18 protein-coding genes and 1 tRNA gene are annotated in these 26,736 nt (G+C 41.8%); 8 read left to right on the top strand and 11 right to left on the bottom strand.

The window, feature by feature from the left end; all coding sequences use genetic code 11:
* Positions 1 to 99: 99 nt before the first annotated feature.
* Genes NBH14_RS14465 through NBH14_RS14445 form a run of 5 tightly spaced genes read left to right on the top strand, consistent with a single transcriptional unit; the run spans position 100 to position 6,124 of the window.
* Complete coding sequence (locus NBH14_RS14465) at positions 100 to 2,592, top strand: alpha-L-rhamnosidase-related protein (RefSeq protein WP_186959008.1); 2,493 nt, start codon at positions 100 to 102, stop codon at positions 2,590 to 2,592.
* A 29-nt stretch (positions 2,593 to 2,621) separates the two neighbouring features.
* Complete coding sequence (locus tag NBH14_RS14460; protein ID WP_186959007.1) at positions 2,622 to 3,290, top strand: cobalamin B12-binding domain-containing protein; 669 nt, start codon at positions 2,622 to 2,624, stop codon at positions 3,288 to 3,290.
* An 11-nt stretch (positions 3,291 to 3,301) separates the two neighbouring features.
* Positions 3,302 to 4,303: a uroporphyrinogen decarboxylase family protein gene (locus NBH14_RS14455; protein WP_186959006.1), complete on the top strand. Its 1,002-nt coding sequence runs from the start codon at positions 3,302 to 3,304 to the stop codon at positions 4,301 to 4,303.
* An 11-nt stretch (positions 4,304 to 4,314) separates the two neighbouring features.
* Positions 4,315 to 5,025, top strand: a complete 711-nt coding sequence (locus NBH14_RS14450) for a vitamin B12 dependent-methionine synthase activation domain-containing protein (RefSeq protein WP_186959005.1) — start codon at positions 4,315 to 4,317, stop codon at positions 5,023 to 5,025.
* Between the two features lie 28 nt (positions 5,026 to 5,053).
* Positions 5,054 to 6,124: a uroporphyrinogen decarboxylase family protein gene (locus tag NBH14_RS14445; RefSeq protein ID WP_186959004.1), complete on the top strand. Its 1,071-nt coding sequence runs from the start codon at positions 5,054 to 5,056 to the stop codon at positions 6,122 to 6,124.
* A 27-nt stretch (positions 6,125 to 6,151) separates the two neighbouring features.
* Here the strand turns inward: NBH14_RS14445 and NBH14_RS14440 are convergent, their stop codons facing one another.
* Positions 6,152 to 7,093 carry an AraC family transcriptional regulator gene (locus tag NBH14_RS14440; RefSeq protein ID WP_186959003.1) on the bottom strand — a complete coding sequence of 314 codons (942 nt, stop codon included), beginning with the start codon at positions 7,091 to 7,093 and terminating at the stop codon, positions 6,152 to 6,154.
* Between the two features lie 128 nt (positions 7,094 to 7,221).
* On the opposite strand from NBH14_RS14440, the gene NBH14_RS14435 reads away from it, so the two are divergent.
* Positions 7,222 to 9,681, top strand: coding sequence for an alpha-L-rhamnosidase C-terminal domain-containing protein (locus NBH14_RS14435; RefSeq protein WP_186959002.1), 2,460 nt, complete (start codon positions 7,222 to 7,224; stop codon positions 9,679 to 9,681).
* Positions 9,682 to 9,780: 99 nt separating this feature from the next.
* Here NBH14_RS14435 and NBH14_RS14430 read toward each other — a convergent pair whose 3' ends face one another.
* The 10 genes from NBH14_RS14430 to NBH14_RS14385 form a co-directional block, all read right to left on the bottom strand.
* The gene (locus NBH14_RS14430; RefSeq protein WP_186959001.1) at positions 9,781 to 12,954 is read right to left on the bottom strand and encodes a glycosyl hydrolase; all 3,174 of its coding nucleotides are present in this window, start codon (positions 12,952 to 12,954) and stop codon (positions 9,781 to 9,783) included.
* Between the two features lie 45 nt (positions 12,955 to 12,999).
* The gene (locus tag NBH14_RS14425) at positions 13,000 to 16,059 is read right to left on the bottom strand and encodes a glycosyl hydrolase (RefSeq protein WP_186959000.1); all 3,060 of its coding nucleotides are present in this window, start codon (positions 16,057 to 16,059) and stop codon (positions 13,000 to 13,002) included.
* A gap of 93 nt (positions 16,060 to 16,152) precedes the next feature.
* A complete protein-coding gene (locus NBH14_RS14420) occupies positions 16,153 to 18,090 on the bottom strand; it encodes a RagB/SusD family nutrient uptake outer membrane protein (protein WP_186958999.1) in 1,938 nt (645 codons plus the stop codon).
* Positions 18,091 to 18,101: 11 nt separating this feature from the next.
* Positions 18,102 to 21,506, bottom strand: coding sequence for a SusC/RagA family TonB-linked outer membrane protein (locus tag NBH14_RS14415; protein ID WP_186958998.1), 3,405 nt, complete (start codon positions 21,504 to 21,506; stop codon positions 18,102 to 18,104).
* Positions 21,507 to 21,691: 185 nt separating this feature from the next.
* Positions 21,692 to 22,660, bottom strand: coding sequence for a FecR family protein (locus NBH14_RS14410; protein WP_186958997.1), 969 nt, complete (start codon positions 22,658 to 22,660; stop codon positions 21,692 to 21,694).
* A 55-nt stretch (positions 22,661 to 22,715) separates the two neighbouring features.
* Positions 22,716 to 23,285 carry an RNA polymerase sigma factor gene (locus tag NBH14_RS14405; protein WP_250817591.1) on the bottom strand — a complete coding sequence of 190 codons (570 nt, stop codon included), beginning with the start codon at positions 23,283 to 23,285 and terminating at the stop codon, positions 22,716 to 22,718.
* A 107-nt stretch (positions 23,286 to 23,392) separates the two neighbouring features.
* Positions 23,393 to 24,493, bottom strand: coding sequence for a hypothetical protein (locus tag NBH14_RS14400; protein WP_186958995.1), 1,101 nt, complete (start codon positions 24,491 to 24,493; stop codon positions 23,393 to 23,395).
* A 12-nt stretch (positions 24,494 to 24,505) separates the two neighbouring features.
* On the bottom strand, positions 24,506 to 24,973 hold the full coding sequence (locus NBH14_RS14395) for a hypothetical protein (RefSeq protein ID WP_186958994.1): 468 nt from the start codon (positions 24,971 to 24,973) through the stop codon (positions 24,506 to 24,508).
* Positions 24,970 to 25,536 carry an RNA polymerase sigma factor gene (locus tag NBH14_RS14390; RefSeq protein ID WP_128133761.1) on the bottom strand — a complete coding sequence of 189 codons (567 nt, stop codon included), beginning with the start codon at positions 25,534 to 25,536 and terminating at the stop codon, positions 24,970 to 24,972. The genes NBH14_RS14395 and NBH14_RS14390 overlap by 4 nt, the downstream gene beginning before the upstream one ends.
* A gap of 105 nt (positions 25,537 to 25,641) precedes the next feature.
* A tRNA-Ala gene (locus NBH14_RS14385) sits at positions 25,642 to 25,715 on the bottom strand.
* A gap of 82 nt (positions 25,716 to 25,797) precedes the next feature.
* Here NBH14_RS14385 and NBH14_RS14380 point away from each other — a divergent pair.
* Positions 25,798 to 26,112, top strand: coding sequence for a DUF4286 family protein (locus NBH14_RS14380; RefSeq protein WP_007657297.1), 315 nt, complete (start codon positions 25,798 to 25,800; stop codon positions 26,110 to 26,112).
* Positions 26,109 to 26,669, top strand: a complete 561-nt coding sequence (gene ruvC, locus NBH14_RS14375; RefSeq protein ID WP_186958993.1) for a crossover junction endodeoxyribonuclease RuvC — start codon at positions 26,109 to 26,111, stop codon at positions 26,667 to 26,669. The genes NBH14_RS14380 and ruvC overlap by 4 nt, the downstream gene beginning before the upstream one ends.
* Positions 26,670 to 26,736: the final 67 nt, after the last annotated feature.

The following is a 26,736-nucleotide window of genomic DNA, read 5'->3' as shown; positions in this document are numbered from 1 at the left end:
AAGAACAAATCCTCATGTTCCAAAGAAAAATATATACGGACCTTTGTTCTTGAAATTTAATACCAATGTTTTTAATTACTAACTTAATTCGCATAATTCATGAATATGAGATTACTGGTGACCTTTGTCTTTTTGGGGATATGTATGTTTACTTTTGATTCTTATGCCCTGAATAATAATGTGCCTCATGACCCGGCACTGAAAAAAATAACTATCTCCGATCCCGGTCAAAAGCTGGTTCTTCAACTCGACTATTCGGTTGGTTGTAAAATAACGCAGTTAAAAGTAAAAGGTAAAAATGTATTGTCTGAATCGGGTGTTTATACAGGTTTCAGAACCAGGGGAGGTTCCTTTACCTCCTGTTCCGGTCAGGATGGAATTAAGGTGGAAGAGTCCGGAAATAAGATACTTATAAAGAATATCATTTATGGAGATCATTCGATAAGTGTAAATGAATCATGGAGCTTTGACCTGAATGGTGACAAGATCATATGGAATATCAACCGGAAATACAGTAACTTGGCAAAGCTGGAAGAGATGGCTTTCCCTCAATGGAATTTTGCAGACTTAGCCGTCTGGAAGGGAGGAATCCTGGATAACGGAGGAATGGTCTGGTGTAAATATTTGAGAGAGGTGAATGATACGTATGGCGTACATACCGGAGGTGTTACTTTCTGGAATCCGGATACGGGAAATGCATTGCGTATCAAAGCAAAATCGGATGGGAGACAGCTGGCGGCAAAATATTCGCAGAGTGATAAGAAAGAGTTTGTCTGTACTCATTTTGTGACAGATGAAGAATTGGAACCCCGGTATAATCTGAACCGCTTTGTCCATCAGCGATCAGATGTGTTTGTCCCTTTTAATGTTCAGAAAGGCGATGTAAACATGACGCTGGAAATGGAATATGTCGATTATGCAGTTGCCTATTCAAGAGGAAACCTGCCCGGCATAGATGCGGAAGCGGTTCGTGAGTTGATGAATACGACCGGCAGATACGGGGTGGTGGATAATACGATTGTAGGAGCAAACGGATGGACTACCAACTGGAAATGTTTGCATGAGCCTTTCTTTGCCCAGATAGGAATGGCCTTGAATGACGGCAATTATGTAAAAAATATGTCCGCAACCTTAGACAGTGAGAGGGATTATGCGATAACAGCCGACGGACGTGTCCTTTCCCGGTGGCATAATGCGGATGAAGATCAGATGCCGGGAACATTCAATTATAAAACCGGATATTATGAAGCAAGATGGGGATACACGATAGATTCGCAGACCGGCCATGTGATTAACACGGCGGAACAATTTGACTTGTGTGGTGATATCGAATGGCTGAAATCTCATAAAGCAGGTTGCGAGAAGGCACTGGATTGGTTGATCAGAAGGGATTCGAATGGCAACGGCATTTTTGAGATGATGAATAACTCTATAAAAGAAGAGAGGGCAAGCGATTGGCTGGATATCGTCTGGGCTAGCTTCGAGAATGCGTTTGTAAATGCCCAGATGTATGAAGCCCTTAATCTGTGGGCCGGCTGTGAACGGGTTTTGGGAGATAAGGCAAAGGCTGATTATTATACGGCAGTGGCACAGAAGCTGAAAGATAACTTCAACAAGTCGATCCATGATGGCGGTTTCTGGTCGCCGGAGAAAAAGCAATACGTTTATTGGAGGGATAAAGACGGTTCCGTACATGGGGATAACCTGGTTACTCCGGTCAACTTCGCCGTGATCGCCTTCGGTTTATGTGATGATAAAAGACGGATCGCCCAGGTACTAGAACAGATTGAGAAAAGAACGGTTGCCGAGAATCTGTTTCACTGGCCGCTTTGTTTCGACTCCTTTAAAAGAGAGGAAGTATCAGCAGGGAACTGGCCTTTCCCAACTTATGAGAACGGGGATATCTTCCCGACCTGGGGATATCTGGGAGTCAGGGCTTATGTCGGTTACGACAAGCACATTGCTTTAAAATATATCCGTAACATCCTGGCGCAATATAAAAAAGACGGACTCTCTTCCCAGCGGTATAGCCGTAAGACACAGGAGGGACAGGGTTCCGATATTTTGGCGGGTATCTGTACAAGTGTGACGGCTCTTTATCGCGACATTTACGGGATACGTCCGAAATGGAACAGGATGGGACTAGAACCTAACCTGTCTGAGATACTTAACGGAACGGAATTTAATTATACGTTACGGGATACAGACTATCGCATCCGTTTGAGTGTCGATGATTATGAGATGCAGACAGACCGTTTCTCTGTTAAAAGCCGTGATGCTTTCGGAGCCTCTTTCCGGGAAGGCGGTTTGGTTGTCTATCCGCACAATGAAGAAAAAACAGTGTTGAAAGTCTTTGGTGAGTCGTCTTCACCGGTGGGTGTAACCTTGAAACAATGTTCCGGAAATGATATTTCGTGGGAAATGAATACGGCGGACAATTACCGGTTTATTATTGAAGGATTGAATCCGGCTTTAAAATACAAATTAGCCATCCAGGGTAAAACGACTCCTGTAGAAGTCGGGGAAGATGGCAAAGCTTCCTTTACTTATCCTTGTAAAGGAACAGTGAGAGTAAGATTATACGGCAAATAAAATTATTGAACATTCTAACAACAAAAACTATGAACGACATTTTAGAACAAATCGCATTATGTGTGGAAAACGGGAAAATAAATCAAAAATCTCCCTATCCGCCAAGCATGAAAGGGCAGTTGGGTGCCGACGAACTTACTATGCAGGCTTTGGAAGAGGGTGTTGCACCTACTGATGTCCTCTCAAAAGGCCTGATTGTCGGTATGGGACGTATCGGAGTGAAATTCCGTGAAAACAAAGTCTTCGTACCCCAGGTCTTGATGAGTGCCAAAGCCATGAGTGGGGCGATGGCACATCTGAAGAAGTATTTTATGGATGGTTCCGTCAAACGGAAAGGGAAGCTGATCATCGGTACGGTGGAAGGCGATTTGCATGATATCGGGAAGAACCTGGTGAGTATGATTGCCGAAGGAAACGGATATGAGGTAATAGATTTAGGCGTGGATGTTCCTGCCGAGAAGTTTATCGATGCCATAAAGATGAATCCGGGTGCATTTGTAGGAATGTCAGCCTTGCTGACGACAACGATGGTCAATATGGAAAAAATCAACAAGCAGATCAAGTCGGAATTTCCCGAAGTCATCACCTGTGTGGGAGGTGCACCGTTGAACAATGAGTTCGCCCAAAAGATCGGCGCCGATTATTATACGGACGAACCGCAGGCATTGGTGGAGATATTGGATAAGCTGGTTGCATAAAAAAGAATGGTATGAACGTAGATAATTGGATCAGTGATATTATAAATGTACGCGAACGTTGTACTATGCCGATTATGACCCATCCCGGCATCGAGATGATAGGGGCAACCGTGAAAGATGCTGTTCAGAGCGGAGAGAAACATGCACAGGCAATCTATGAACTGAGTAAGATGTATCCGTCGAAGGCGGCTACCGTGATCATGGACCTGACAGTAGAAGCGGAAGCGTTTGGGAGTTCCATCGCATTCCCTGAAAATGATATGCCGCATATTCTGGGAAGCCTGGTCGATTCGGAAAGTATAGAAGGATTGCAGATACCCTCTTTGTCATCCGGCAGGATACCTGAGTATATACTGGCTAATAAAATGGCGGTCGGGATGATCACGGATAAACCGGTGTTTGCCGGGGCTATCGGTCCTTTCTCTCTTGCCGGAAGATTATATGGCATGTCGGAGATCATGGTCGCTTGTTATCTGGAACCGGAAGCTATAGCTCTGCTGCTCGATAAATGTACCTGTTTTATAGAAAACTATTGTATGGAATTGAAGCGGACGGGATGCTCCGGGGTTATAATTGCCGAACCGGCAGCCGGATTGTTATCGAACGAAGATTGTTTACAGTTCTCTTCGGTATATGTAAAAAATATCATCGACAAAGTACAGGACGATTCGTTCATGGTAATCCTACATAATTGCGGTAATACCGGTCAATGTACAGACGCCATGATATCCACCGGAGCGAAAGCCTATCATTTCGGTAATGCCATATCGATGACGGAAGTTTTGAAACAATGTCCGGGGGATACGTTGGTCATGGGGAATATCGATCCGGTAGGAGTGCTCCGTATGATGTCACCGGAAGAGATCGAGAAAGAGGTAACCTTATTATTGGAACAGACGGCAGAGTACCCGAATTTTGTATTGTCGACCGGCTGTGATGTGCCTCCTTGCGTACCGGAAGAAAATATCCGGGCCTATTATAATGCTTTATCAGCTTTTAATCGTAGCATGTAAATGACGTTTTGATGGCTGCATTTAGTTATTATAGTCCGACAATTCGGGAAACAGGTATTCTTCCGGATGATCTGCTGGAAATGCTGCATGAAGAAGACCGTTCTCCGGATAATCCGGTAGTGTGCGAGGTAACGGAGGTTTTTGAGCAACTCCCTGTAATCTCAGATATACGGGGAGGCTATACCGTTTTTGAGGACATAGAACGGTTTCCGGAAACAGGAGAGATACGGATAGCGGGACAGACTATAAAAACATCCCGTAAAATCTGCCGGCTGATGGAGGGGGCAGAAAAGATCGCCGTTTTTATCTGTACGGCCGGACAGGGGTTTTCGGATTATTCCGGAAAGTACAATAAAGAAGGTGAGTATCTGAAAGGGTATATCGTGGATACGATGGGAAGTGTCGTTGTTGAAAAGTCTATGGATTTTATTCAGTCTGAACTGGAGAAGCAAGTACAGTCGGAAGGAATGAAAATAACCAATCGGTACAGTCCCGGTTATTGCAACTGGCCTGTCGACGATCAGAAGCAGCTTTTCTCATTAGTACCGGCTCATACATGTGAGATCTCACTTTCAGCCAGTTGCCTGATGGTCCCGATCAAATCGGTAAGCGGTATTATCGGCATCGGCAGGAATGTGCGGAAAAGTAGTTATTCCTGTGATATCTGCAACAATCTCACCTGTATTTACCGGAAGGTAAAAAATAAGAATAATCAACATTGAACAAGCAATAAATAAACTGTTAACAGATATGGATAATATGACTCCCAAAGAACGTATTTGGGCAACAATAAACCGTCAGCCTGTCGATCGTCCGCCCGTCGACCTCTGGTGTACACCCGAAGTACTTGATTCACTCCGGAAATATACTTCATTACAAGATGAAATGGCTGTTTATAATAAGTTGGGAATAGATAAAATAGTCTGGATATTTCCCGGTTACGGAGGACGTTTCTTCGACCCGAACGATAGCGGGGAGATAACGATGTGGGGTGTTCCGACCCGGATGGTAAAGGCTGGCCTGGCGACTTACCAGGAATATATCAATCCGCCGATTGCCGATTATATGGATCCGTCCCAGCTGGCCGGTTATCATTCCTGGCCTGACCCGGATAAATTTGATTATGCAGGAGCGAAGGCATTGGCAAAAGAAGCACGTTCCTGGAATTTCGCAACGATAGGTCCCTGGATATCTCATTTTGAGATTTATTGCCAGATGCGCGGATTGGAAAATGCCCTGATGGATACGTTGGCAAATCCGGACTTCCTGGATGCGACGGTAGAGCGTATCGACGCCATTCAAACCGTCATGCTGGAACGGATGCTGACAGAATTGAACGATGAGCTCGATATTGTATTTATCAGTGATGATATGGGAATGCAGGATAGTATGCTGATTTCCCTGGATTCGTGGGAGACGCATTTCAAGCACAGGCTGAAGAACTGGTGCGACCTTATCCATAGTTATGGCAAGAAGGTATTGTATCATACGGATGGTGCAGTTCTTCCTTTGATACCGGGATTGATCGAGTGCGGTATAGATATTCTGAATCCGATACAGCATGTTTGTCCGGGTATGGACAGGGCTAATCTGAAACAGCAATACGGGAAAGATCTTATTTTTCACGGGGGAGTCGAGAATCAACGTATCTTACCGATGGGGACAGTCGGTGAGGTGATCGATGAAACCCGGAAATGCCTTGAAACGTTAGGAAAGGACGGTGGTTATATCTGTTGTTCATGTCATAATGCACAGGCAGGAACACCGGTGGAAAACATTCTGGCAATGATAGATACGGTGAAAACATACAAGCAAGAATAAGTTTTGTTATAAGGTCTGATACGGTGTTTAAGGAGCTGTCTTCCCGTCATTTTCTGAATCGGAAACATGCTGTAGTTGGTTTGAAGAAAGCTGTTCCCTGTAAGCTAAAGGAGTGAATCCGGCATATTTTTTGAAAAGTGCGGTAAAATAAGTTGCATCTTCATAGCCGACCATATAGGATATCTCTTTGACACTCAGGGAGGAGTTGAGCAGGAGGCTTTTGGCTTTCTGTAGTTTTAATTCTAATATAAAACGAGCCGGCGAGACATTCGTATATTCTTTGAATAGTTTCCTGAACCAGGAGTATCCCATATTGATCTGTTGAGCGACATCTTTAGGGGATATTCCTGTAAGGAAATTTTCCCTCATGATTATACGGGCCTGGTTGATTTGCTGGATAACGACATCATTTGTGAAATGTTGGTTGCAGTCATAATAGATAGCCATTCCCAGGATGAGGTTGCCAATCCCGGCCAGTGTTTGCTGGTAAGTGGCTTGCTCGGAGAAAGCGAAGTCTATGGCCTGGTTGAATAACTGGATGATATCTTCGCGCAACCCGACTTTATAAACTAACCGGTTTGTTCCGAAGAAGCCGTTTTTGAACCTTGCATCCAGATGAGGACCACGCATGCCTATCCAGTATTCCTGCCATCCGGTTTTTTTGTCCGGATAGTAGCTATGCCATGTATAGGGAGGTATTATCAGCATATCTCCGGCTGTTATCGGAATACTTTCATCGGGAGAAGTGAAGTAAGTCCCTTTCCCTTTAGAAATGTAAATGAGCTGGTAATTATCGAGTATACGTCCGTTTTGGGGAGTAAAGTAATAATCTGTGGGATGTCCTACTTTGGGCGGATAGATTTTATAGTCTTTGCCGATTTCTGCCTGACCTACATTGTCAACGATCAATCCCCAGAGTAAATCTCTTTCGCTACTGACGAGGTATTTGAAAAGATTTTTGTTTTTCATATTCAGATGCAATGAACTTTGTACAAATATATATAAATCATATTACAATGGCAAGATATCCATGTTTGTTATGATTGTACTATCTTCGGATTGCGTTAAATAGTTATTTATAAGTTAAAATTGTAGTTATGTCTAAAAACTTGATTCTGTTTACGAAAATATTATTACTGACACCGTTGTTCGTACTGGCTGCTAGTCCGGAAGGAAAAGACTTGAAGAAGTCGCCGTATCCACCTTTGAAGGGTGTTCCGACAGGAGAGAAGATCACTTGCTCGCCGGACCCATTGGTCAATTACCGGTGGAAAAGTCCGGATGCCGACGATGATCTGGAAGTGTACACACGGAAACCGGTTTCTGTTACATGTGATGAACCGATGAATATGACGGTAAAAGGTCATTCGGACTTAACAATTACCGGAGCATGTAATATCATGTTTGATTTCGGTCAGGTCAATGCCGGTTGGCTGGAATTTGAATGTGATGATATGCCGGCTACTGTCGAATGCAGTATCAGCGAGTTCAATGAGCCGGCTGTTTTCAATCTGGGTTCCGAGCATCCGGTAAAGACGGCTGTGCCTAAGCAATATGGTAAAACGTATCGTTTAGAGTTGAATAAACAATTGTATGAAGGTGTACGTTTTGCCTGGATACATTTGAAAGATGTGTCTAAGAAATTCAGGATACGGAATGTCCGGTTGGTCTGCCAGACGAAACCGACTAATTATGAAGGTAGTTTCAACAGTAACGACGAACAGTTGAACCGTATCTGGTACACTGCCGCCTATACTGTCCGGCTCAATTTGCTGAAAGATTATTTCGGTGCCATTCTGATGGAACGGAGTGACCGTCATTCGTGGACCGGTGATGCACACACTTCACAGGCTGCCGCTCTTGTTGCTTTTGGTAATTATGATTTTGTCCGTAAGAACATTCTTTATACGGCGGAACAGTTTAATGGTATCCTGAGTTATTCTCTTTATTGGGTACAGAGCTTACTGGATTATTACCAGTATACCGGAGATCAGTCTCTTTTGGATTCTTTATGTAATAATGCCTGCAATAAACTGGATATCGCTTATCAGCATTATGAACAAAGTCCTTCGGTCTCTTTTTACGGATGGGATGAGCGGTTAGGGGCTGGTTTTGAGAATCCGAACTGTAAAGAGACACATACGGCATATAAAATGTTATCTATTCAGACCTGGAAGAGGTTTGCAAAGGCGATGAATGATTGTGGCCGGCAGGATCTGTCCCGGAAATATGAAACGTATGCCGATGAAAAGCAACAGCAATTGCAGTGTAGTCCGGACTGGCAGGAAGGGTTGGATATATTTGCCGCTTCTGATGCAGTGAATGCAGGTGTCGTTTCTCCTGAGGAGGTCGCTTCTTTATGGAATAATGTCTTTAGCGATCGCTTGCAGCGTGTTTCCTATTCTCCTTTCAACCAGTATTTTGTAATCAATGCATTGGCTCGTTTGGGGCGTTATGGAGAAGCGATGAATACGATTGATGATTGCTGGGGAGGACAGTTACGTTATGGAGCGACAACATTTTTTGAAGTATTCCGTCCTTCATGGAATCTCTGTAAATTAGCGGATAATGATGCTCCGGTCAATAACCAGTGCGGATATACCAGTTTTACTCATCCCTGGAGTGCCGGTGTAGCGAAATGGTTGAGTGAAGAAGTTTTAGGTGTAAAACCGGAGGTTCCGGGATTTAAAACTTTTACCGTTTGTCCCCATCTGACTACCGGATTGACCCGTATCGACGGGGCTGTTCCTACTCCTCATGGGAAAATACAGGTTTATATGGATGTAAAGGAAGGAAAAGGATCTTTGTCTGTTCCTGTCGGAACAACAGGGCGCTTGGCTATACCTCTTATGGGAGCTGCAAATATAGAAATCAAAATGGACGGACAAACGATACAGCCGGAAAAGAAGAACGCCACTCACGTTTATTTGCCTGTTTTGAATGAAGGATCGCATACATTCAGCTTTTCTTATGACCGTCCTGCTGAAAGCCCGGTGGTTGAAGAAGAACTCAAGTACTGTTATCCGGCTTCGACGGTAAAGGAAGATACTTTGACTCAGGGTAACTGGAAAGGAGTATATGGTTCGAAAGGATATATTTTGTTCAATTACGACGAGGAAGGTGCACACCGGACTAAGCTGCCGAAGCAATGTCAAAGTATCATTTGCCAGCGAGAAGAAAATTCTAGCTATATGAATACGGCTTCTGACAAACGGGCATTGGTCTCCAATATTGAAAATGATGAAAGCCGTAGTTTAGGAGCTATAACGACCTTTGATCCGCAGGTTTGTCGTCAGACGATAACAATAGATGTGGATTACCGGCACGATAAACCGTATAAAATATCCCTTTACTTTGTAGATTGGGATTATAACGGACGGCGGAGCGCGATCGAACTGTTTGATTTGCAGAATAAACGTATTTTATCTCCGGTCCATATGGTCCGCAATTACGGAATGGGACGTTATGTGACATTTGAAGTCAATCAACCGGTACGTGTCCGTATTTGTCAGGTGCGGGGGGCAAATGCTGCTTGTTCGGCATTGTTCCTGGATTAATGGCAGGATTGGATTAAAATAAAAAAACTACGGTTTCATTGAGAGACCGTAGTTTTTTTATGAAGCAAGATCTGAAAAGGTCTTTTCAGGAAGGGTTGATTATTCCTTTTTTAAAGTAACAGGTCCCACCAATCCGGCCGGTAACAGTTTACTATCGGCATTCCATCTGCAGACGGTAGCAGATGTATGCTGTTTACTGTTGGGTTGTTTGTCACCTACAAGACGGTTCCACCATGTGTTTACAACATCCACTTCAATCTTATTGGTGCCTTTCATAAGTAAATCAGAGATTTCTACGGAATAAGGATATCTCCAGAGATAGGGGAGCCTGTGTCCGTTAATCGTAACCTGAGCCATCGCTTCTACCTCTCCCAAATCTATCCATACGGGGGATGTCGGTTCTTCCGGGTATTCAAATTCGTTTGAATATGTCGCTACTCCCGTGAAATATTTAATAGAAGGTTCGTCAAAGGTTGTCAAGTCTTTTAATTCCGGCATAATGATACTTTCAATGGTATCGTTTGCTGCTTCGAATGTTACTTTCCAGTCCCCTTTAAGTGTTTGCACAGTCGTTTTTTCAGGGAAGTTTGGTCTGTCTATTTTCTTTTCTATCCCTTTGCGGAATATGATAAACCAGGAATCAGACTTGTCGAATTCAAGGGGAATATAGGTAAAACCGTTCTCTTCCCTGAACTCGTACAGGTCGCGCTTTTCTCCGGTGACAGTATTCCATAGTTCAGGCTGTTTTCCGGTTATTCTGAAACCGAACTCGCCTTTGTTTTTATCGTCTTTCTGATTGGTAATAAAGTAAGCATCCGAATTGCCTGTACTTCTGTGCGTGAACAAGAACCCTTCCGGCATGACCATATCCGGTTTCAGCTTCAATAATTCCGCCGCCTGGTTGATATCCATATTGGAAAGGACCATTCCTTTACCATATTTGTGCACATTTTCACTGTCCCCCCATAATTCATCCGCTAAGGAAACAACCCTGTTATCCGCTGCCGGATAATCTTTACCGCTGGGAGAGGACAGAGGCTTAGGACCCAGAACCACTAATCCGTTTTTAACCAGTTCAGCAATCTTTTCCAGCATTTCCGGACGCATGGTCTGTTGATTGGGTAAAACAAGCAGCCTGTAGGACATGCCGGATTTCAAAATCAATCTACCGTCTTTTACGTCTGCATATTTATGTAATACTTCACTGTTAATGAAATCATAATCATAGCCGTGAGGGAGAGACGGATTTTTTTCTCCTGTCATTTTCGGTGCGTCTTCCCCGATAAAATAAGCTACATCTGCCACATGTTTTCCTGTTTGTAAAATAGCGGTCGATCTGCGTATATAGTCGAAATAGGAGCCTGAGTGCGGGAACCAGTTGCTGTGGCGGTTAAAATCCATACCGAACCATGCATTAATACCCGGTTTTTGTTCGTAAGCCTGGTGTATATACACATGTAAAACAAAATGGTTTATTCCTTCTGTCCAGGACCAGTCGCCCATTTTCTTCATATCCCGCGGTGTCAGGTTGAATGACCAGGAAGAGGTGAATGCTTCAGCAGAAGTAAAAGGTTTCCCATAGGTATTGGCAGCCGATGAAGCACAGCGACATTCAACAGCTCCCAGGCTGGGATCACTGATCCAGAACTCTCCGCCGACATCGTGGCTAGCCCCGCCATAATTTAAGAATTCGGCAGGAAATCCCCAGTGTCCATAGTTTTCCAACCAAAGACGTAAGCCGTTCTCTTCACATTTTTCACGAAGTCCTCCGACATAGTCTATGGCAATACGGTCTGCAACCAACCGGCGCAGATCCCACAAAAAACGGTCGGAACGATCGGCGCTTTCGACGATACGCCCGGTCAATACCGGCATCCATGGATAAGGACTGTATCCGTATTCTTTTTCAAACAGTTCGCCGAAACCTTCTGTCCATGTTTCCGAACCTTGTTCGTAACTGTCTGCAACAACATGCCTGAAACCTTTACGCTTTTCGGGCGGAATACGGCGGATAATTTCACCGACATAAGCATCGAAATGTCCTGAAGCTGCCGCTTTACTCATTTTATCTATTTCATAACCGGTACTTTCAGGAGATGCCGGAGCATTCTGTGTACCGGTAAGGGCCATTCCCGTTCGTAAAACGATCCATTCTCCTTCCGGAGCGTCCCATCTTAAAACGCCTTTTTCATCTACATTGCCGGTGATATCTATGATCGCGTCGGCACTTATTTTCAATTCTTCATTTTCCGGTTCAGCCGGCTTGTCCCACATATATGTATCTGCTTTAACTTGTGGAATATCACTTAAGCGGCCTAACTGTTTTTCCACAAAATGGGATAATCTGGCAGCTCCCGATATTTCAATTTCTCCGATATGGCCGCCATAATAACCGTCTATGATTATTCGGAAATCGGAAGCCGTAACAGCCTCGAAACTTTCTGTGGCAGGTCCGAATGTCATCCCGCCCATATTGGCATCCAGCCTTGTACGGGCAACATCGCGGTGGGCTATGGTTTTGTAATTGCCATCCTTTTGTTTGACTTGTAATTTGAAGTTTGCTCCGATACCACTTTCCACCGGTACGAATTCAATGCTTCGTGCCGTATAGGGTTCTTTAGTGTGGATGTCGATGATGACAGGATATTTATCGGCTTTGAATGCGGTTTTCCTGTTCCCGTCGAACATGGCCCTTACTTCTGCCTGGTCGGCGTGTATTTCGGCAATGTCAGCTGTTATATGTCCATTATCATTTTTAGGAACAGGAAAAGCCTGTACGGATACCTGCTGAAAGAAGTCGGCCGGTTGCTCCAGTTGAATCTCGATTTTTTTGCCTCCTGTGACTCTGGTCTCAGAAGATGTGAGATAACGCATCGCCTCTTCGGGTTTTACCCAGGGACCTCCGGACATACTCCATCCCGGTCCGTTGAACATGCCGACTTTGATCCCCAGCCTGTCGGCTTCTTTGATAGCATGTTCGACACAACTCCACCATTCTTCGCTGAGGACTTTCACTTTCCCCCAGGGATTTCCCGGGTCGACAACGTTACCGATGAGCGCTTCACCGATACCTACTTCAGCCATCGTTTCCAAATCCCGTGTAATACCTTCTTTCGATATATTATCACTGATCCAGTACCAGTACACCCAGGGTTTTGTGGACTCGGGTGGATTATCGAATGCTTCTTCAAAGGTGGTATCGTTTTTCTCTTTACACGCATTGAAGAAGATGTTTGTCAGTAATATTAGTAAGATAAAAAATACATTTCTCATTCTGATTACTTTTGTATTTGATTAAAAGATAGTCTCTGATGGTACTTATTTGGATGTGAAAATCAATTTGACAGGTCCGAATAGCCCCGCATTACATTGGTTTAGATCCGGTATTCCTTTCCAACCCCAGGTACGGAGTTTTCCCATATCCTCTTTCATCCACATTTTATTGGCTATCAGGTTTCCTATTTTTATCCTGATTTTATTCTCTCCCTGTTTTAATGTGTTAGAAATGTCAAATTTGAAAGGAGGCCATAAACGGGCTCCAACTGGTTGATCATTGACAAAAACTTCGGCCATATATTTTACTTCGCCTAAATCAATAAAAACATTTGAAGACGTATCGTCTATCGTAATTGAAGTTTCATATTCTAAAAATCCGGAATATTGTTGAAGTCCATAAGTGTACCACGAAGTCAGTTTTTGATTCTCTTTCATACCAACTGTAAATTTAAAAGGAGCAACAGTTATTTTTTCTTCCTTCCGGTTTATTACAAACGATAGTAATTTTGATTCCGGAGCCAGGTTGATTAAAGAATCCGTTACCTTTATCTTTTTATCATTCAGCCAGATTTCTTTTCCCAACATATAGGATGGAACTACAACTGATTTTGTACCTACCGGAATATTCATTCTCCAATAACCATAGATGCTTTTAATATTATTTTCGTCTTGGCGGGAATAATATTTCCAGTTCGAGTCATCATATCCTAATCGTAAAAACTCATTTTCTTTCAACCGGCTATCTGAATATAATACTTTTGCCGTTGTTTTATAAATAGTGTTTTCATTTGGATAACTAATTTCCCATGTGGTATCGATTATTCTTTCTTTGGTGGTGATATCCGGTTTCACTTCTCTTGAATTTGTTTTATCCGGATTAAAAGCCAGCCAATAAGCTTCAAACGGATTCAATGTCAGGGATACTTTCTGATATCCGTTCTCTGTTGTCGATGGAATAATCTTTTTCTGACCTGTCTCACAATCCCATATTTCAGCAACTCCTTTTCCATCTCTAAGCCATGCGGTGAAATGTTTTAATGTATCGGTATTGTTTGCAAACCAGTATAAATTAGTATTACCGGCCTTTCTTTGAGCCGTATATAATCTACCTGAGTTTTTAAGACGTATCTGAGGTGCCATCTTTTCGTTTAAGACGGTGATCATTGCCTCCATTTTGTTTTTATCAGATGCTAAATTGATAACGTTCGGAAACTGTTTTAATGTTTTTGCCTGGGCTATAATTGTTTTATCGTTTAATCCTTTTTCGGGAGAACCCTGAGGTAATTCACCCAATAAAACAACTAACCCTCCCTGTTTGGCGAATTCAACGATTTTTTTGAATGATGACTGAGGTATAATATAAGTTGTAGGAAGTACGATTACCTTAAAATCATGGTTGTTGATCGTTATTGTTGTGCTTTTGCCGGTGTTTTGTATTGTACTTTTCGATAAGTAATGTTTGTCGGCTATCAGGAAGTCAATATTTTCCTGATTCATCTTTCTCATAGCATCCGAATAGACTTGGTCCGTTTCAATGACGCGCGGGTCCCACGGTGCATTCTGTACACCCTTTTCTTCTGAGAAATAGTTTTCTGAAAAAGACCAGGCGGTTTCAATAGGGTGAACCAGCAGAACGTCTGCAACCAGGTTGCTTTGCCGGGTTATGAAGGCTGCTCGTCTGGCAAAATCAGTCCATTGGTGTAGATAGTTCCAATAGGGATTTTCAGTGAACCAGTCACTGGGAAAAGGTACTGTTTCCAATTGTCTGTTCATGTAAATACCATGAGGAACAACATGATTAACCCCGAATGAAGTAACGGAATTTATTGTCATTTTCATCATTTCCGGAGATTGTATCCATCCGGCCACTCCCATGATTTCGCTCATAAAAGGACGGTCTTCAAATTCTGCAACGGATTGTATTTCTTTGAAATCATGTACATCCTGAGATTTCATTTCCAGGCAGTCGTTACCGGGCATTGTTACACAGCGTGTTGTTTTCATCAAATCACCGACAGCGATTGTCTGGAGTTGTAATGACTCTTCCCACAAATTAGAAATATAATACATATTACGTTCCTTCAGCCACTTGACCAATGGTTCGAAATAACATTCATTATATACATCCGATACAACATCGAACCAGTCACATCGGGCCACTACAAATAAGCCGTCTTTGTCTTTTTCGGTTAATAAAGGCAACCATGTTCTTATATCACGTTTCTTTTTATTCTGATATTGGATTGCCAAATGTTCGGACCAGGCCATTTTCCATCCGTAATCGCCTTCATTATCAACGAATACTCCTGGAATGCTATGCCCCATGTCCTTTTTGAAATGTTTGTCGTATTGTTCATGGACTAAAGGAATAAATACTTCCATTAATTTCGGGTCCAGATAATTTACCTTTCCGCCATCAATCCCCGGATGTTTTTTTATTGTGTATGTGTAGATCATCCAGTCCCCCGAAGGAGCTGTCCATTTGATATTACTTCCTTCACCGATAATCCGTAGTGATGAGGCGTCGAGCTGGTTGTTAACCATTTTTCCGGCAACAGCGAAGTTTATCGAGTCGTATTTTACCTCTGTTTTCCCTTTTACATAATAACGTTTTGGAGCAAGATAAGTTGCTTCCAGTTCCGGGTGTTTTTGCAAAACCTTACCTGCTACTTGGCCGCTTGGCCAATTATAATCATCACAGTATCCGAGTGTTAATCCGTTATCCTTTGCATTTTGCAGTGCGTTACTAAAGCTATTGAACCAGGGTTCGGCAAGGTATTGTTCGACAGGAAGTGCTGTTACCGCATTATCAAATCCGGAACGAGGATGTGCATATCCGGGATTTAATTTTTGTTTAGCCATCTCTTCGGCCATTGAGGCTGCCGTCTGTTCGTCTCTGATCACATCGTCCCAAAACCAAAAGGTATGAGGGGCATAGAACATGGGCGGATTTTCAAACATGTTATAAATTTCCTTGTCACTGTATTTTTTTAACCATTCAGGCTGAATGTCTTTTTCTCTTTTATCCTGAGCTACTGCCATCGAAGAAATCAATAGGCTGCATGTTGTAACCAGGAACGTGTTTTTCTTTGATATATTCATGGATGTATTTCCTTTTGATTCGTGAGTAAGATTGATTCTTATCAAATAGTGCCCACTGAGTTGTAGTGAGCACTATATTTCATACGATGAGTTTTACTGACCGGATGCCTCTAATTCTTCAAGAGAACTGATTGGCGGTTCATTTTTCTCATAACCTGCATATCCGTAATTCTGGTTTATGCGACCATATAAATTAGGATCAATATTTCCTTGTGTAATAGGCCAGAATATATTATGTTTAGCAATTTTATATTCATCGCCGTGTAAAGTAGTTATACCTTTGTTATAGTAATTATTGTACTTTACGATACGGTGCCACCAGTAACTGTTACTGCTTTCGTCAGCCAGGCTTTTGGGAGACTGGTATGTCCCTTCTTTATTTGCCTTAATATATGAAACACGCACCAGTTCTACATGGCGGAATTCTTCGTACATCAATTCACGGGCTCTTTCGTCCATAATGATATCCATACCATCCAGACCGTTCATATCGGCTGCACTAAAGAATGTAGTACAATGAGCACGTTTTCTGATCCTGTTCACATCTTCTGCTGCTTTTGCATAATCGTTCAGCCAATAGTAAGCTTCAGCCCTCAGCAAGTATGCTTCTGCTAACCTATATAGGTACGTATCACCAGGGCCTCCCTGATAATCGACACCTTTATATCCATTGGCAACATCCCGGTCAACATCATCTACCCATAATTTGTAATAAGGATAACCGTACCAGCAACGTATAGTATCTTTACACAATAATGTTCCGTCATCTGCATATTTCTGAAGAGGTTTTAAATAATATTTTTCATCATCAGTACCCAACAGATTTACGTTGTTATACTTCAAATCCTCCATAGCCATCCAGTTTCCTGTTTTCCTGTCATGTCGAAGGTCATTCTCGTCTGTCCACATACTTTTTTCAGCAAAGTAAGTTGGTCTTATGAAACATTCACCTCGTCCGCATACAGCTCTTTGGTCTATATAATCAGGATATTGTGCCATAAACTCAGCTGTGCCGGCCTGTCGGCCTATTCCGATATTTTTTTTGCTTGGGGTTAAGATTCCTCTGTTAACATCGGTCATACTCCAGAATGGGGTGAAGTTGTATAAAAACATTGTAGGAACCCTACTGTCCTGATTCTCATAACGGCTGATGATGGTCATAATACTTTCTTTATTGGCCGAAATAGATTTATTGACAGGCCTGTGCAAATCCCATAAGACATTTCTCGTCATCGGACGAACATCCGGGAAAGGATTTTCAAACGTGCCGAACGGCTCTTCCATCAATTCATAACCACAATTATTTATCAGTGTGTTTGCGGCATTAAGGGCTTTTTCAAATTCGCCTGCAGCCAGATAATACTTGGTGAGCAACATCAGACAGGTTCCTTTGTTCTCTTTTCCCCAATCGTCCCTTTCCGGGATGTTTTCTACCGCAAACTCTAAGTCTTTGATCATTTTTTCAATAATCACTTCCATCTTTACTGAGCGGAAATCCAGTTTGGGAGTGGTTATTTCTTTCGAAACGAAAGGAATGTCTCCAAACTGGAAAGTAAGATGATAGTAACGCCATGCACGGTGAAAATAAGCTCTGGAAAGCATCTGGTTTTTAGTAGTCTCGTCCAAATCCAGTTCGGGAAGACGTGATATGACTGCATTGGCAAAACTGCTTCCGGATACTCCACTAGTCCAAAATGCATTGGACAGGTTGGTTCCAATAAAAAGATTGTTAGATGTTGGAGTAATATCTGAAGTAAAATTTTGTGAACCACTTAAATCTGAGATTGCAGATACTGCTACATCAGAGAAAATTAATTCGGTTGATACGGCAGTTCCATTGGAACCCAGAAAATAATAAAGCATATCACTTCTGCAACGGGTTAATGCACCTTCAAGACCTTCGACTGTTGAAAATGTAATATTAGGCTCATAAAAAGACAGAGGTTCCGGATCCAGCCAACTTTCGGAACAAGAAGCTAATGTCGATAAAACGAGCGTAAGAGAAACTGATTTGAATAGATTATTTTTCATAATAAAATGGATTAAAATGTTATACTTGCACCTAATGTATATGTCCGGGGCATAGAGCCTGTTGTTTCAACATCCCAATAATTGGCTTTTGACCATTCTTTCGAGAATGCCCATATCGCTACGTTACGGATCGTTGCATATACCCTGATATCCTGGGTGCGTAATAAAGTTGTTATTTTTTTCGGAACTCTATATCCGACAGATATATTTTCCAGACGGATAAAGTCTCTGCTGATTATTTTTTTAGGGGAGACATTTGAAGGAAGTGTAGACTTTAGACGTGCGTAAGAGTTGGACTGATTTTCAGGGGTCCAATAATTCCGTACCGGAGTATTCAAATAATCTCCTTTAAAATCAAAATAGTTTAAATAATCCGTTGTTGCAGCTTTGTGTCCCAGATAAGAGTACAGGTTGAAAGATATGTCGAAGTCTTTAAACAAGACGAAATCATTTCTGAGAGATAATCTGACTTTCGGATCTGTTTGTCCTAAAAATACATTATCATCCTGAGATATCCGGTAGTCATTATTTACATCCCGTGCCTTGGCATCGCCTGGTTTTTGTCCATATTTGGCAGCTTCTTCCGCTTCATTTTCCTGCCAGATTCCTATCATTTCAATATCCCAGATAGTCCCCATGGGTTTGTCGATAAACCAGCTTTTGTTTATATCATCAACTTCTTTTGAACCGACTATATTTCCATTTTGATCTAAGACGTCTTCATAAGTATAATATAAATGTTTAATGCGGTTTTTATTGTGAGATAAATTAAATGAAGTGTTCCAACTGAAATTTTCATTATCAATATTCACAGAATGTAATGATATTTCAAAACCACTGTTTACGACCTTTCCTAAATTTGTTACAACAGAACTATAACCGCTGATATTAGGGAGTGTGCGGTCCATCAATAAGTCTGTCGTCGGCATATAATACCATTCCAGACTTCCATTGATACGGTTATTGAGGAACCCGAAATCGAGTCCGACATTCCATGATGCTGTACTTTCCCATTTTAAATCATTATTGGCCATACGCTCAATTTGTAGAGTTGAAAGTTCATATAATGTTCCGGCAGAAGTGGCATATGAGTATTTACTGATACCGCTACCGGTGGTCAGCTGGGATAATGCCTGATAAATACCAATATCGCGGTTACCGTTTTTACCCCAGGAAATACGAAGTTTACCATTGCTCATAGGATCCCAATTAAAAAAGCTTTCATTGGAAAAATTCCAGGCCAGAGCTAATGAAGGGAAGGTAGCACGTGGATTGGAACGTCCGAAGGCTGAAAATCCATCCCGACGTACGGAAGCGGTAAACATATAACGATTATCATAAGAGTAGAACAAACGTGCCATCAGGGCATCTCCTGTGTATTTTTCATCGTTTGAACTGAATGTCTTCTCATTTGCGCTTTGCATATTATGCCATTCCAATATATCGGTGGGAGAGAACTGTTTGCCGGTCATAGATTCGCTCCAGTACTGACTTTGCTCTGCGCTTTGTAACAATGTTACATCGACTAAATGCTTTTGAGCAAATGTATAGTTCCATTTTATTATATTATCTAATGTCCAAACAATAGAACGTGAACTTGCTCTGGTAGCAGAGCCGTGTGTAGTATCGAAAACACTTTCAGAACTACTCCAGTTTCTGTCTTGTGCCCAGCTATAGCGGGGGGCAAAAGTAAATTGATAAGTGATATTGAACGGTAAAGTAAGTTTTGCAAAGAAATTACTATTGACAGTCTGTGTTCCTGCACTTTTGGATGACATGGATAAGTTATAAAAACTATTTGTGCCAGGTGCCTGATGACCTTCTCCCATAGGCCAGGGATTCAGGGAGCCATCTTCATAATAAGGGGTAGAATAAGGAGAGTTTTTACACATTTCTTCCCAGTCTACTTTTTGGAATCCCTCATCGCGACTCTGTAAAATCAGATTTGCTCCTACTTCCAGAAAGTCGGTCGCTTTAGCATCTATACGTAAGTTTGTTCTATAGTTTTTGAACCGGTCTCCTACCTGATTACCTTCATTGTCTTGATAGCCTAGTGACCAGTAATAGTTTACTCGGGACGTTTGTCCGGAAAGACTGACATTGTAGTTCTGTCGTAATCCTGTCTGCCAGGTTGCGTCATACCAGTCATATGGGGTATTGGCAAAATAATTACGACGCTCAACATCCCCTAAGCCAATACGTTGCAACCATACATCTTCCATATTAGTAGAGCCCTGACCAATTGCATCATGGTTACGCCATTGTTCTTCGGTTAAGTTATATTTCTTTAGATTCTCTGCTGTCGGTTTGCTGTAGTATCCTTTATTCTCGAATCCGTTACTGCTGGTTGCATAATCCGACCGATATTGCAGATATTCATCAGGTTCGTAATATTTACGGCTAACTCCCATTGTCGCAAATCCAACACTCCCGTCAAACTGTACAGTAGGTTTTTCTCCTCTACCTTTCTTGGTTGTTATGATAACAACTCCGTTGGCCGATTTCGCTCCGTAAATAGCGGCTGATGAAGCATCCTTTAAGACATCGACTGATTCAATATCCATAGGATTGATTTCTGAAAGGTCTCCGTTGAATGGCACTCCGTTTAAGACAATTAGCGGTGATGTTCCTCCTTTTAGAGAACGTTTCCCTCGGATAAGAAAGCCGGGACCTTCTTTAGCGTCACTGGATGAAGGCTCAACGATTAAGCCTGGGGCTGTGCCGCGGAGAATATCCTGTACTGTAGTAGGCCTTTCATTGACTAGTTTTTGTGCATCCACGTGGGTGATAGCTCCGGTTAAATCTTTCTTTTTCATGCTACCATATCCGACTACAACGACTTCGTCAAGCAATCGGGAATCTTCTTTCAGGATGATGTTAAAGATGGTTTGGTTGTTAGTAGGAATTGTTTGCTCTACATAACCGACATAAGAAATCTGTAGTATTCCGTTCTCTGCAACCTTGAGAGAAAAATGGCCATCCATATCGGATATGGCTCCATTGCTCGTTCCTTTTTCTATGATCGTAGCACCGGTAACCGGTTCTCCGTTGCTATCTTTAATAATACCGGAAATTTCTTTCTGGTCGGAGGCTGTTTTCTTAGGTTTGTCGGAAATAACAATGGATTTGGAAGATACAATATTGTACTCCAGGTTTTTTCCTGCTAATGCTTCGTTGAGTACGGAAGATACAGGAACTTTTGTTTGGGAAATGGTGATGTCTTTTGTTGCATCTATCACCACGTTTCGATAAGAAAAGCGATAAGTAGTTTGCTTTTCAATAGCAGAGAATATTTCTCTTAGAGAAACATTTTCCAAATGTATCGTTACTAGCTTTTCTTGTGCAAAGAGAGAAACAGAAAAAAAGAATAGTAACGAAAACAAGGTTAACATCCTTAATCTTAAATGTTTGTTCATTTTAATAGTTTTTAGAATTAAACTTAATGGTTCCTAAAGAATCGTTATCAATAGTAATGACAGGGTCTGTTTCATTTAGTACCGAAGAAAATATATGCTAAAGAACATAAAATGAGTATCCGGGTATTAAAAAAACCGCTTCCTTTTAGAAAGCGGTTCGATATTGACTTTAATGATTTCAGATTTTATTTCAGATAGATTTCTTTACCGTTGATAACAGCTCTTAAATGATATGAGTGTTCAAGCACTTCAAGTACTTCATTCAGATTGGTGACAGGCAGAGTGCTGGTGAAGGGATCGTTTAGATAGTCTTCGCTTTCTATTTTTATACGTACATTATAATTTACTTCAATAGTACGAATAACCTGCGACAGGGGTGTGTTGCGGAATACCATGTCACCACGCCTCCAGGCTGATATGTCCTTTATATGTTCGTCATATACGACTGTTATATTTCCGGTGGCATAATCCAGAATCGCCTTTTGGTTCTTATTTAAAATGACCTGTTTGTTTGTATGGGTAGACAGCAACGAAACACGCCCTTCTTCCAATGCCAATTCGGCTGTCCGGTCTGTTTTTCTTACCAACAGGTTGAATTTAGTACCCAGCACTTTTACCTGAAGTCCTTGTGCATTAATAAAGAAAGGTATATCCATATTATGCTTGACTTGAAAATAACCTTCTCCTCCAAAGTGAATATTTCGTTCTTTTTTATTGTAATCTTTAGGAAGATAGACAAGCCTGGATTCTGAATTGAGTGAAGCTATACTTCCGTCCGGCAGTGTAACACTGGCACGTTCACCCTGTCCCGTTTCCACTACAATCTCATTAGATAATAAAGTCGTATTTTCATGATACAAGTAGAAACTTAGTATTACAAAGACTGGTAATAGGACAGCTGCGGCCAACTGTGTCCAGCGAAGAATCAGGGAAAAGCGGTTACTTTGGGGTTTAACTCCCTGATCGATTTTGCTTTTTATTTTCTGCAACAGTTTGTCATCTACAGAAGAAGTATCGATCTCCTCATGTAGCCAGTCGTCAAGGATCAGTCTCTCCAGGTCCTGATTATCCATCGCATTGGTACTTCTTTTAAGTTCCGATAGATCTTCAGGACTCAATTCATTTATTCTGTATTTCTTTATCAAGTTATTCATTCTATTCTGTATGTTATAGACAAACAATTATCTGATTCGTACTAATTAAACCGATTTAATTAATAAATAATAACACAAGATATATTCCAAGGCTTCCCAATTTCTCTTTAAGGCTTTTAAGTCCAAGGGAAAGCTGGTTTTTTACCGTTTGTTCACTCAGTGATAGTTTGTCTGCTATTTCTTTATTTGAGAATTGTTCTATTTTAGACAAGGTAATTACTTTTTGTTGTGTTTCAGGCAGTGTTTTCAATATGGCACGAAACTTTGCTACAAATTCCTGATATTCTAGCTGGTATGAGGCATCATCTACCGAGTGTTCATTTACGTACTGAATATACTCTTCATATTCCGGTTGATTGATTTTAGTACGGAATGCATTAATGAGATAATGTTTTGTCATAATGAAAAGGAGAGAACGGAGTGTATCTTCCTGTCGTATCTTCGCTCGGTTTGTCCAAAGCCTCATAAATACATCCTGTACAATTTCTTCTGATTCTTCCTGAGATTTTGTGAATTGCAGGCTATACGCAAATAAACGTTTTGCGTACATCTGATATATCCTCTCAAAAGCTTTGTAAGAGCCGTTTTTCAATGACAGGATAAGCTGTGGCTCATTATCTTGCATTTGTTTTTCCAAAATACTCAATTAGATTAATCTCGATATCTGTCCTTTTTTACGCTGCAAACTTACATAAAATCTTTATTTATAAATGTATTTAATAATAATAAAGATCACTTTTCTTTTTGCTTTTTCCCATATATCATTCCACCGATAGCCAGTATCCCAAGTAGCCCCGTGACAATAAATGCCCAGATATTGGCTACACGCGATTGGGCTTCCAAAGTATAATCACCAGGTAATAGCCGGTAGGCGTCTATCTTCCAATAAGGAGTTTCTCCTTCGTGTAGCGTGGTATTGGTTGTTATCAACTGGCCCGGCATATTAAGTTCGTATTTTATCTGGTGGTTGAATAACTCTATCGGACGGCATTTCTCTTCAAATAACCGGTTTATCTGGTCTTTGTCTTTCTGCTGATATGCAGTGGAGAAATAGTTCGTCTGGTAGAAAGTGTCGAGTAGCTGATATATATCTATCGAATCCAGGTCTGTATCTTCTCCTTTACTCATGGCTGATTTTTTGATGGCTTCTTTGTCTGCTTTCAGCCTTGAGATAAAGGTTTTATTACCGGACTTAGCTTCCCATTCCTCAATAGTTTCAAAGCGGATTTCAAACAAACTCTCATTATACCATTTCACGAAACGATCTGTCAAGTCATTCAGCTTATCGTTTAGCTCAAGTCCGTTCATACCCCGTGTTCGAGTTAGGTCGCCCTGAAAGAGCAGTTCTTGTTCTTGCTTGTTCAGGTAATGTTCAAGGGGGATAGGGCCTCTTTCTTCAATTTGACGGTAGTTGCAGGTGAATGTATAATAGGTATAAAACCATCTGAAATGTTTTTCCAGCTTTTCCTGCGGAACGGCTAATGGCTCCATCCATTTCTTTTCAGGAGTGAGCCGGAGAGGGGTATTCCATATATTCCATGTGCGTTTGACTTTTACATTCAATTGCTCCTCTTTACCGAATGAGTCGTTTTTCTTTCCTAAGATTACAAAAGGAATACTGGGATTCAAAGGAATCTGTTGCCAGTCCTGGATGGAGAACAGGAAAGGAGAGTGTGAGCCGTCGCCCGCCATAAAAGCGGAGTCTCCGTGTGCATATACTTCACGATCAATTTGTCCGTCCGGATAAATTTGTGTCACTATCCGGTGATTGGAAGAACAGGAGGCCATAAAAAGCAGTCCTGAAATGATTGATATATATCCTTTTGTTTTCATCTTTTGTTCGTTTTAGTGAATGATGGTTTCTACAGAAATTCTCTTGGACAGGAAGGAGGCTTTTCTTTTTGATAGTTCTTCTTTATATTCCTTCCATTGTTCGGATAGATAGCGGCTTTTTTCGAGTAAGCTACTTTCTGGGCTCCAACTATCGGGTAGGGAGTAGGCTTTCCCTTGCCAGATAGCGTTATTCGCATAAGATTGTTTCGGGTACTGCTTGTCTTGTGAAAAGAAAATGGTTTCGCTGATCAGAAAACAAAGCAGGAGAGCTGCTGCAATACCGGATATTTTGCTGACCGATAGTAATATCCTGTTTGTTTTACTTTTCCCTTTTGCTTCTTTCAGAAGGGACGTTCCGGAAGGTAAGGTTTTTATTTTGTTCAAAATATCATTTGTCAGCTCTTCCGGAGCATTCAAGACTGGTTCGGTATTTTTTAGTTTGTCCAGCCATTTTCCGTATGTTTCATCTTCTCTTTTCATAGGTTGTTCTCCATCTGATTTATTTTCATTCGTATCTGTTTGCGTGCCTGGTAAAGATTGCTTTTTATCTTTTCGGCAGACATACCGGTGATAGCTTCTACTTCGGATACTTCAAGGCCCTCTACTTCCCTTAGGGTGAACACTAGTTTTTGTTTTGGGGTGAGTTCCTCGGTGAACCGGAGTATCAGGTTCTTTAAGTCTTTGTTTATAAGACTTTGTTCCATGTTTTCTTCAGAAGATAAGGGGAGGTTATCGACAGATGGTCCTTGCATGTTTCCCGAAGGGGTATGTTGCAGAAAGCGCAGGCGGTCGCAACAAATGTTTCCGGTAATTTTATAGAGCCAGGTTGAGAAGCGGTATTCCCGGTTATACTTGTCAAGATTCAACCAAACTTTTATAAATGTTTCCTGTACCATATCTCTAGCCTCTTCTTCATTACAGAGTAAGCGAAATGCCAGTCGGAATACAAGTTGCCGGTATTCTGTGACTAATAGGGCAAAAGCGGTCATGTCCTGCTTTTTGCTTTTATCTATTAGTACTTGTATTTCTTCTTCATTCATCATACTTCTTGTCCGTTTATAATATGATACGTAAAAAAGGGGAGATGGTCGAATTATTTTAAATAAAAAAAGAGGCTCACCTCTGAAGTGAACCTCTTTGCCTTTGTGTGGAGAATATCGGACTCGAACCGATCACCTTTAGACTGCCAGTCTAACGCTCTAGCCAGATGAGCTAATCCCCCGTTGTTTTATTTTCGAGTGCAAATATAGAGTTTTTCCTGATATTAGCACTATCTTTGTGTAAGAAATTTAGAGAAAAAGAATATGATCGTTTATAATACAACATTTAATATAGAGAATGATATCCTTGCCGAGTGTATTGAATATCTGAAAAAGAGTTATATACCCCGTGCGGCAGCTAGCGGATTTCTGCGGACACCTTATCTGCGTCGTATTTTACAGGACGAGACGGAGGATGCAACCAGCTATTCGGTTCAGTTCCATGTAAAGAATCCGGAAACGCTGGAATATTGGATGCAGTCCGAAGGTCGTGACCTGCAACAGGAGCTAGTGAACCGTTTCGGAACAAAGCTGGTGGGTTTCAGTACCTTATTGGAGGAAATAGACCTGGAGTCATGACGAAAGACCGTGTCATATTGGGTATTGACCCCGGAACAATCGTGATGGGATACGGCATTCTGAAGATTGAAGGGAATAAACCGAAGCTCGAAGCTATGGGCGTTCTTCAACTGAATAAGTACGAGGACCATTACTTGCGTTTGAAAAAGATATTCGAACGGGTACTGGCCCTTATCGACCAGTATCACCCTGACGAATTGGCAATCGAAGCACCGTTCTTCGGGAAGAACGTACAGAGTATGTTGAAGCTGGGAAGGGCGCAAGGTGTTGCTATGGCAGCAGCATTGGAACGCGAAATTCCTATCTTCGAATATGCACCGTTGAAGATCAAGATGTCTATTACCGGTAACGGAAATGCAGCCAAAGAACAGGTGGCGGGAATGTTGCAACGTTTCCTGCATATCCCTCAGGAGTCGATGTTGCCCCAGCTGGATGCAACCGACGGATTGGCAGCCGCTGTTTGTCATTATTTCCAGACTAATAATCCGATATCGGAAAAGAAATATAGCGGATGGAAAGATTTCATGGCAAAGAACCCCGGTAAAGTACGGAAGTAAGCAGAACATACCGCATAAAAAACTCCGGCCCTTGGTTAACAGGAGCTGGAGTTTCTTTATTGAGAAA

Source organism: Parabacteroides caecihominis, assembly GCF_023656785.1.
In the GTDB taxonomy this organism is placed as follows: domain Bacteria; phylum Bacteroidota; class Bacteroidia; order Bacteroidales; family Tannerellaceae; genus Parabacteroides; species Parabacteroides segnis.
The sequence above is the reverse complement of the archived record's forward strand: the minus strand, read 5'-3'. Positions and strand labels throughout refer to the sequence as shown.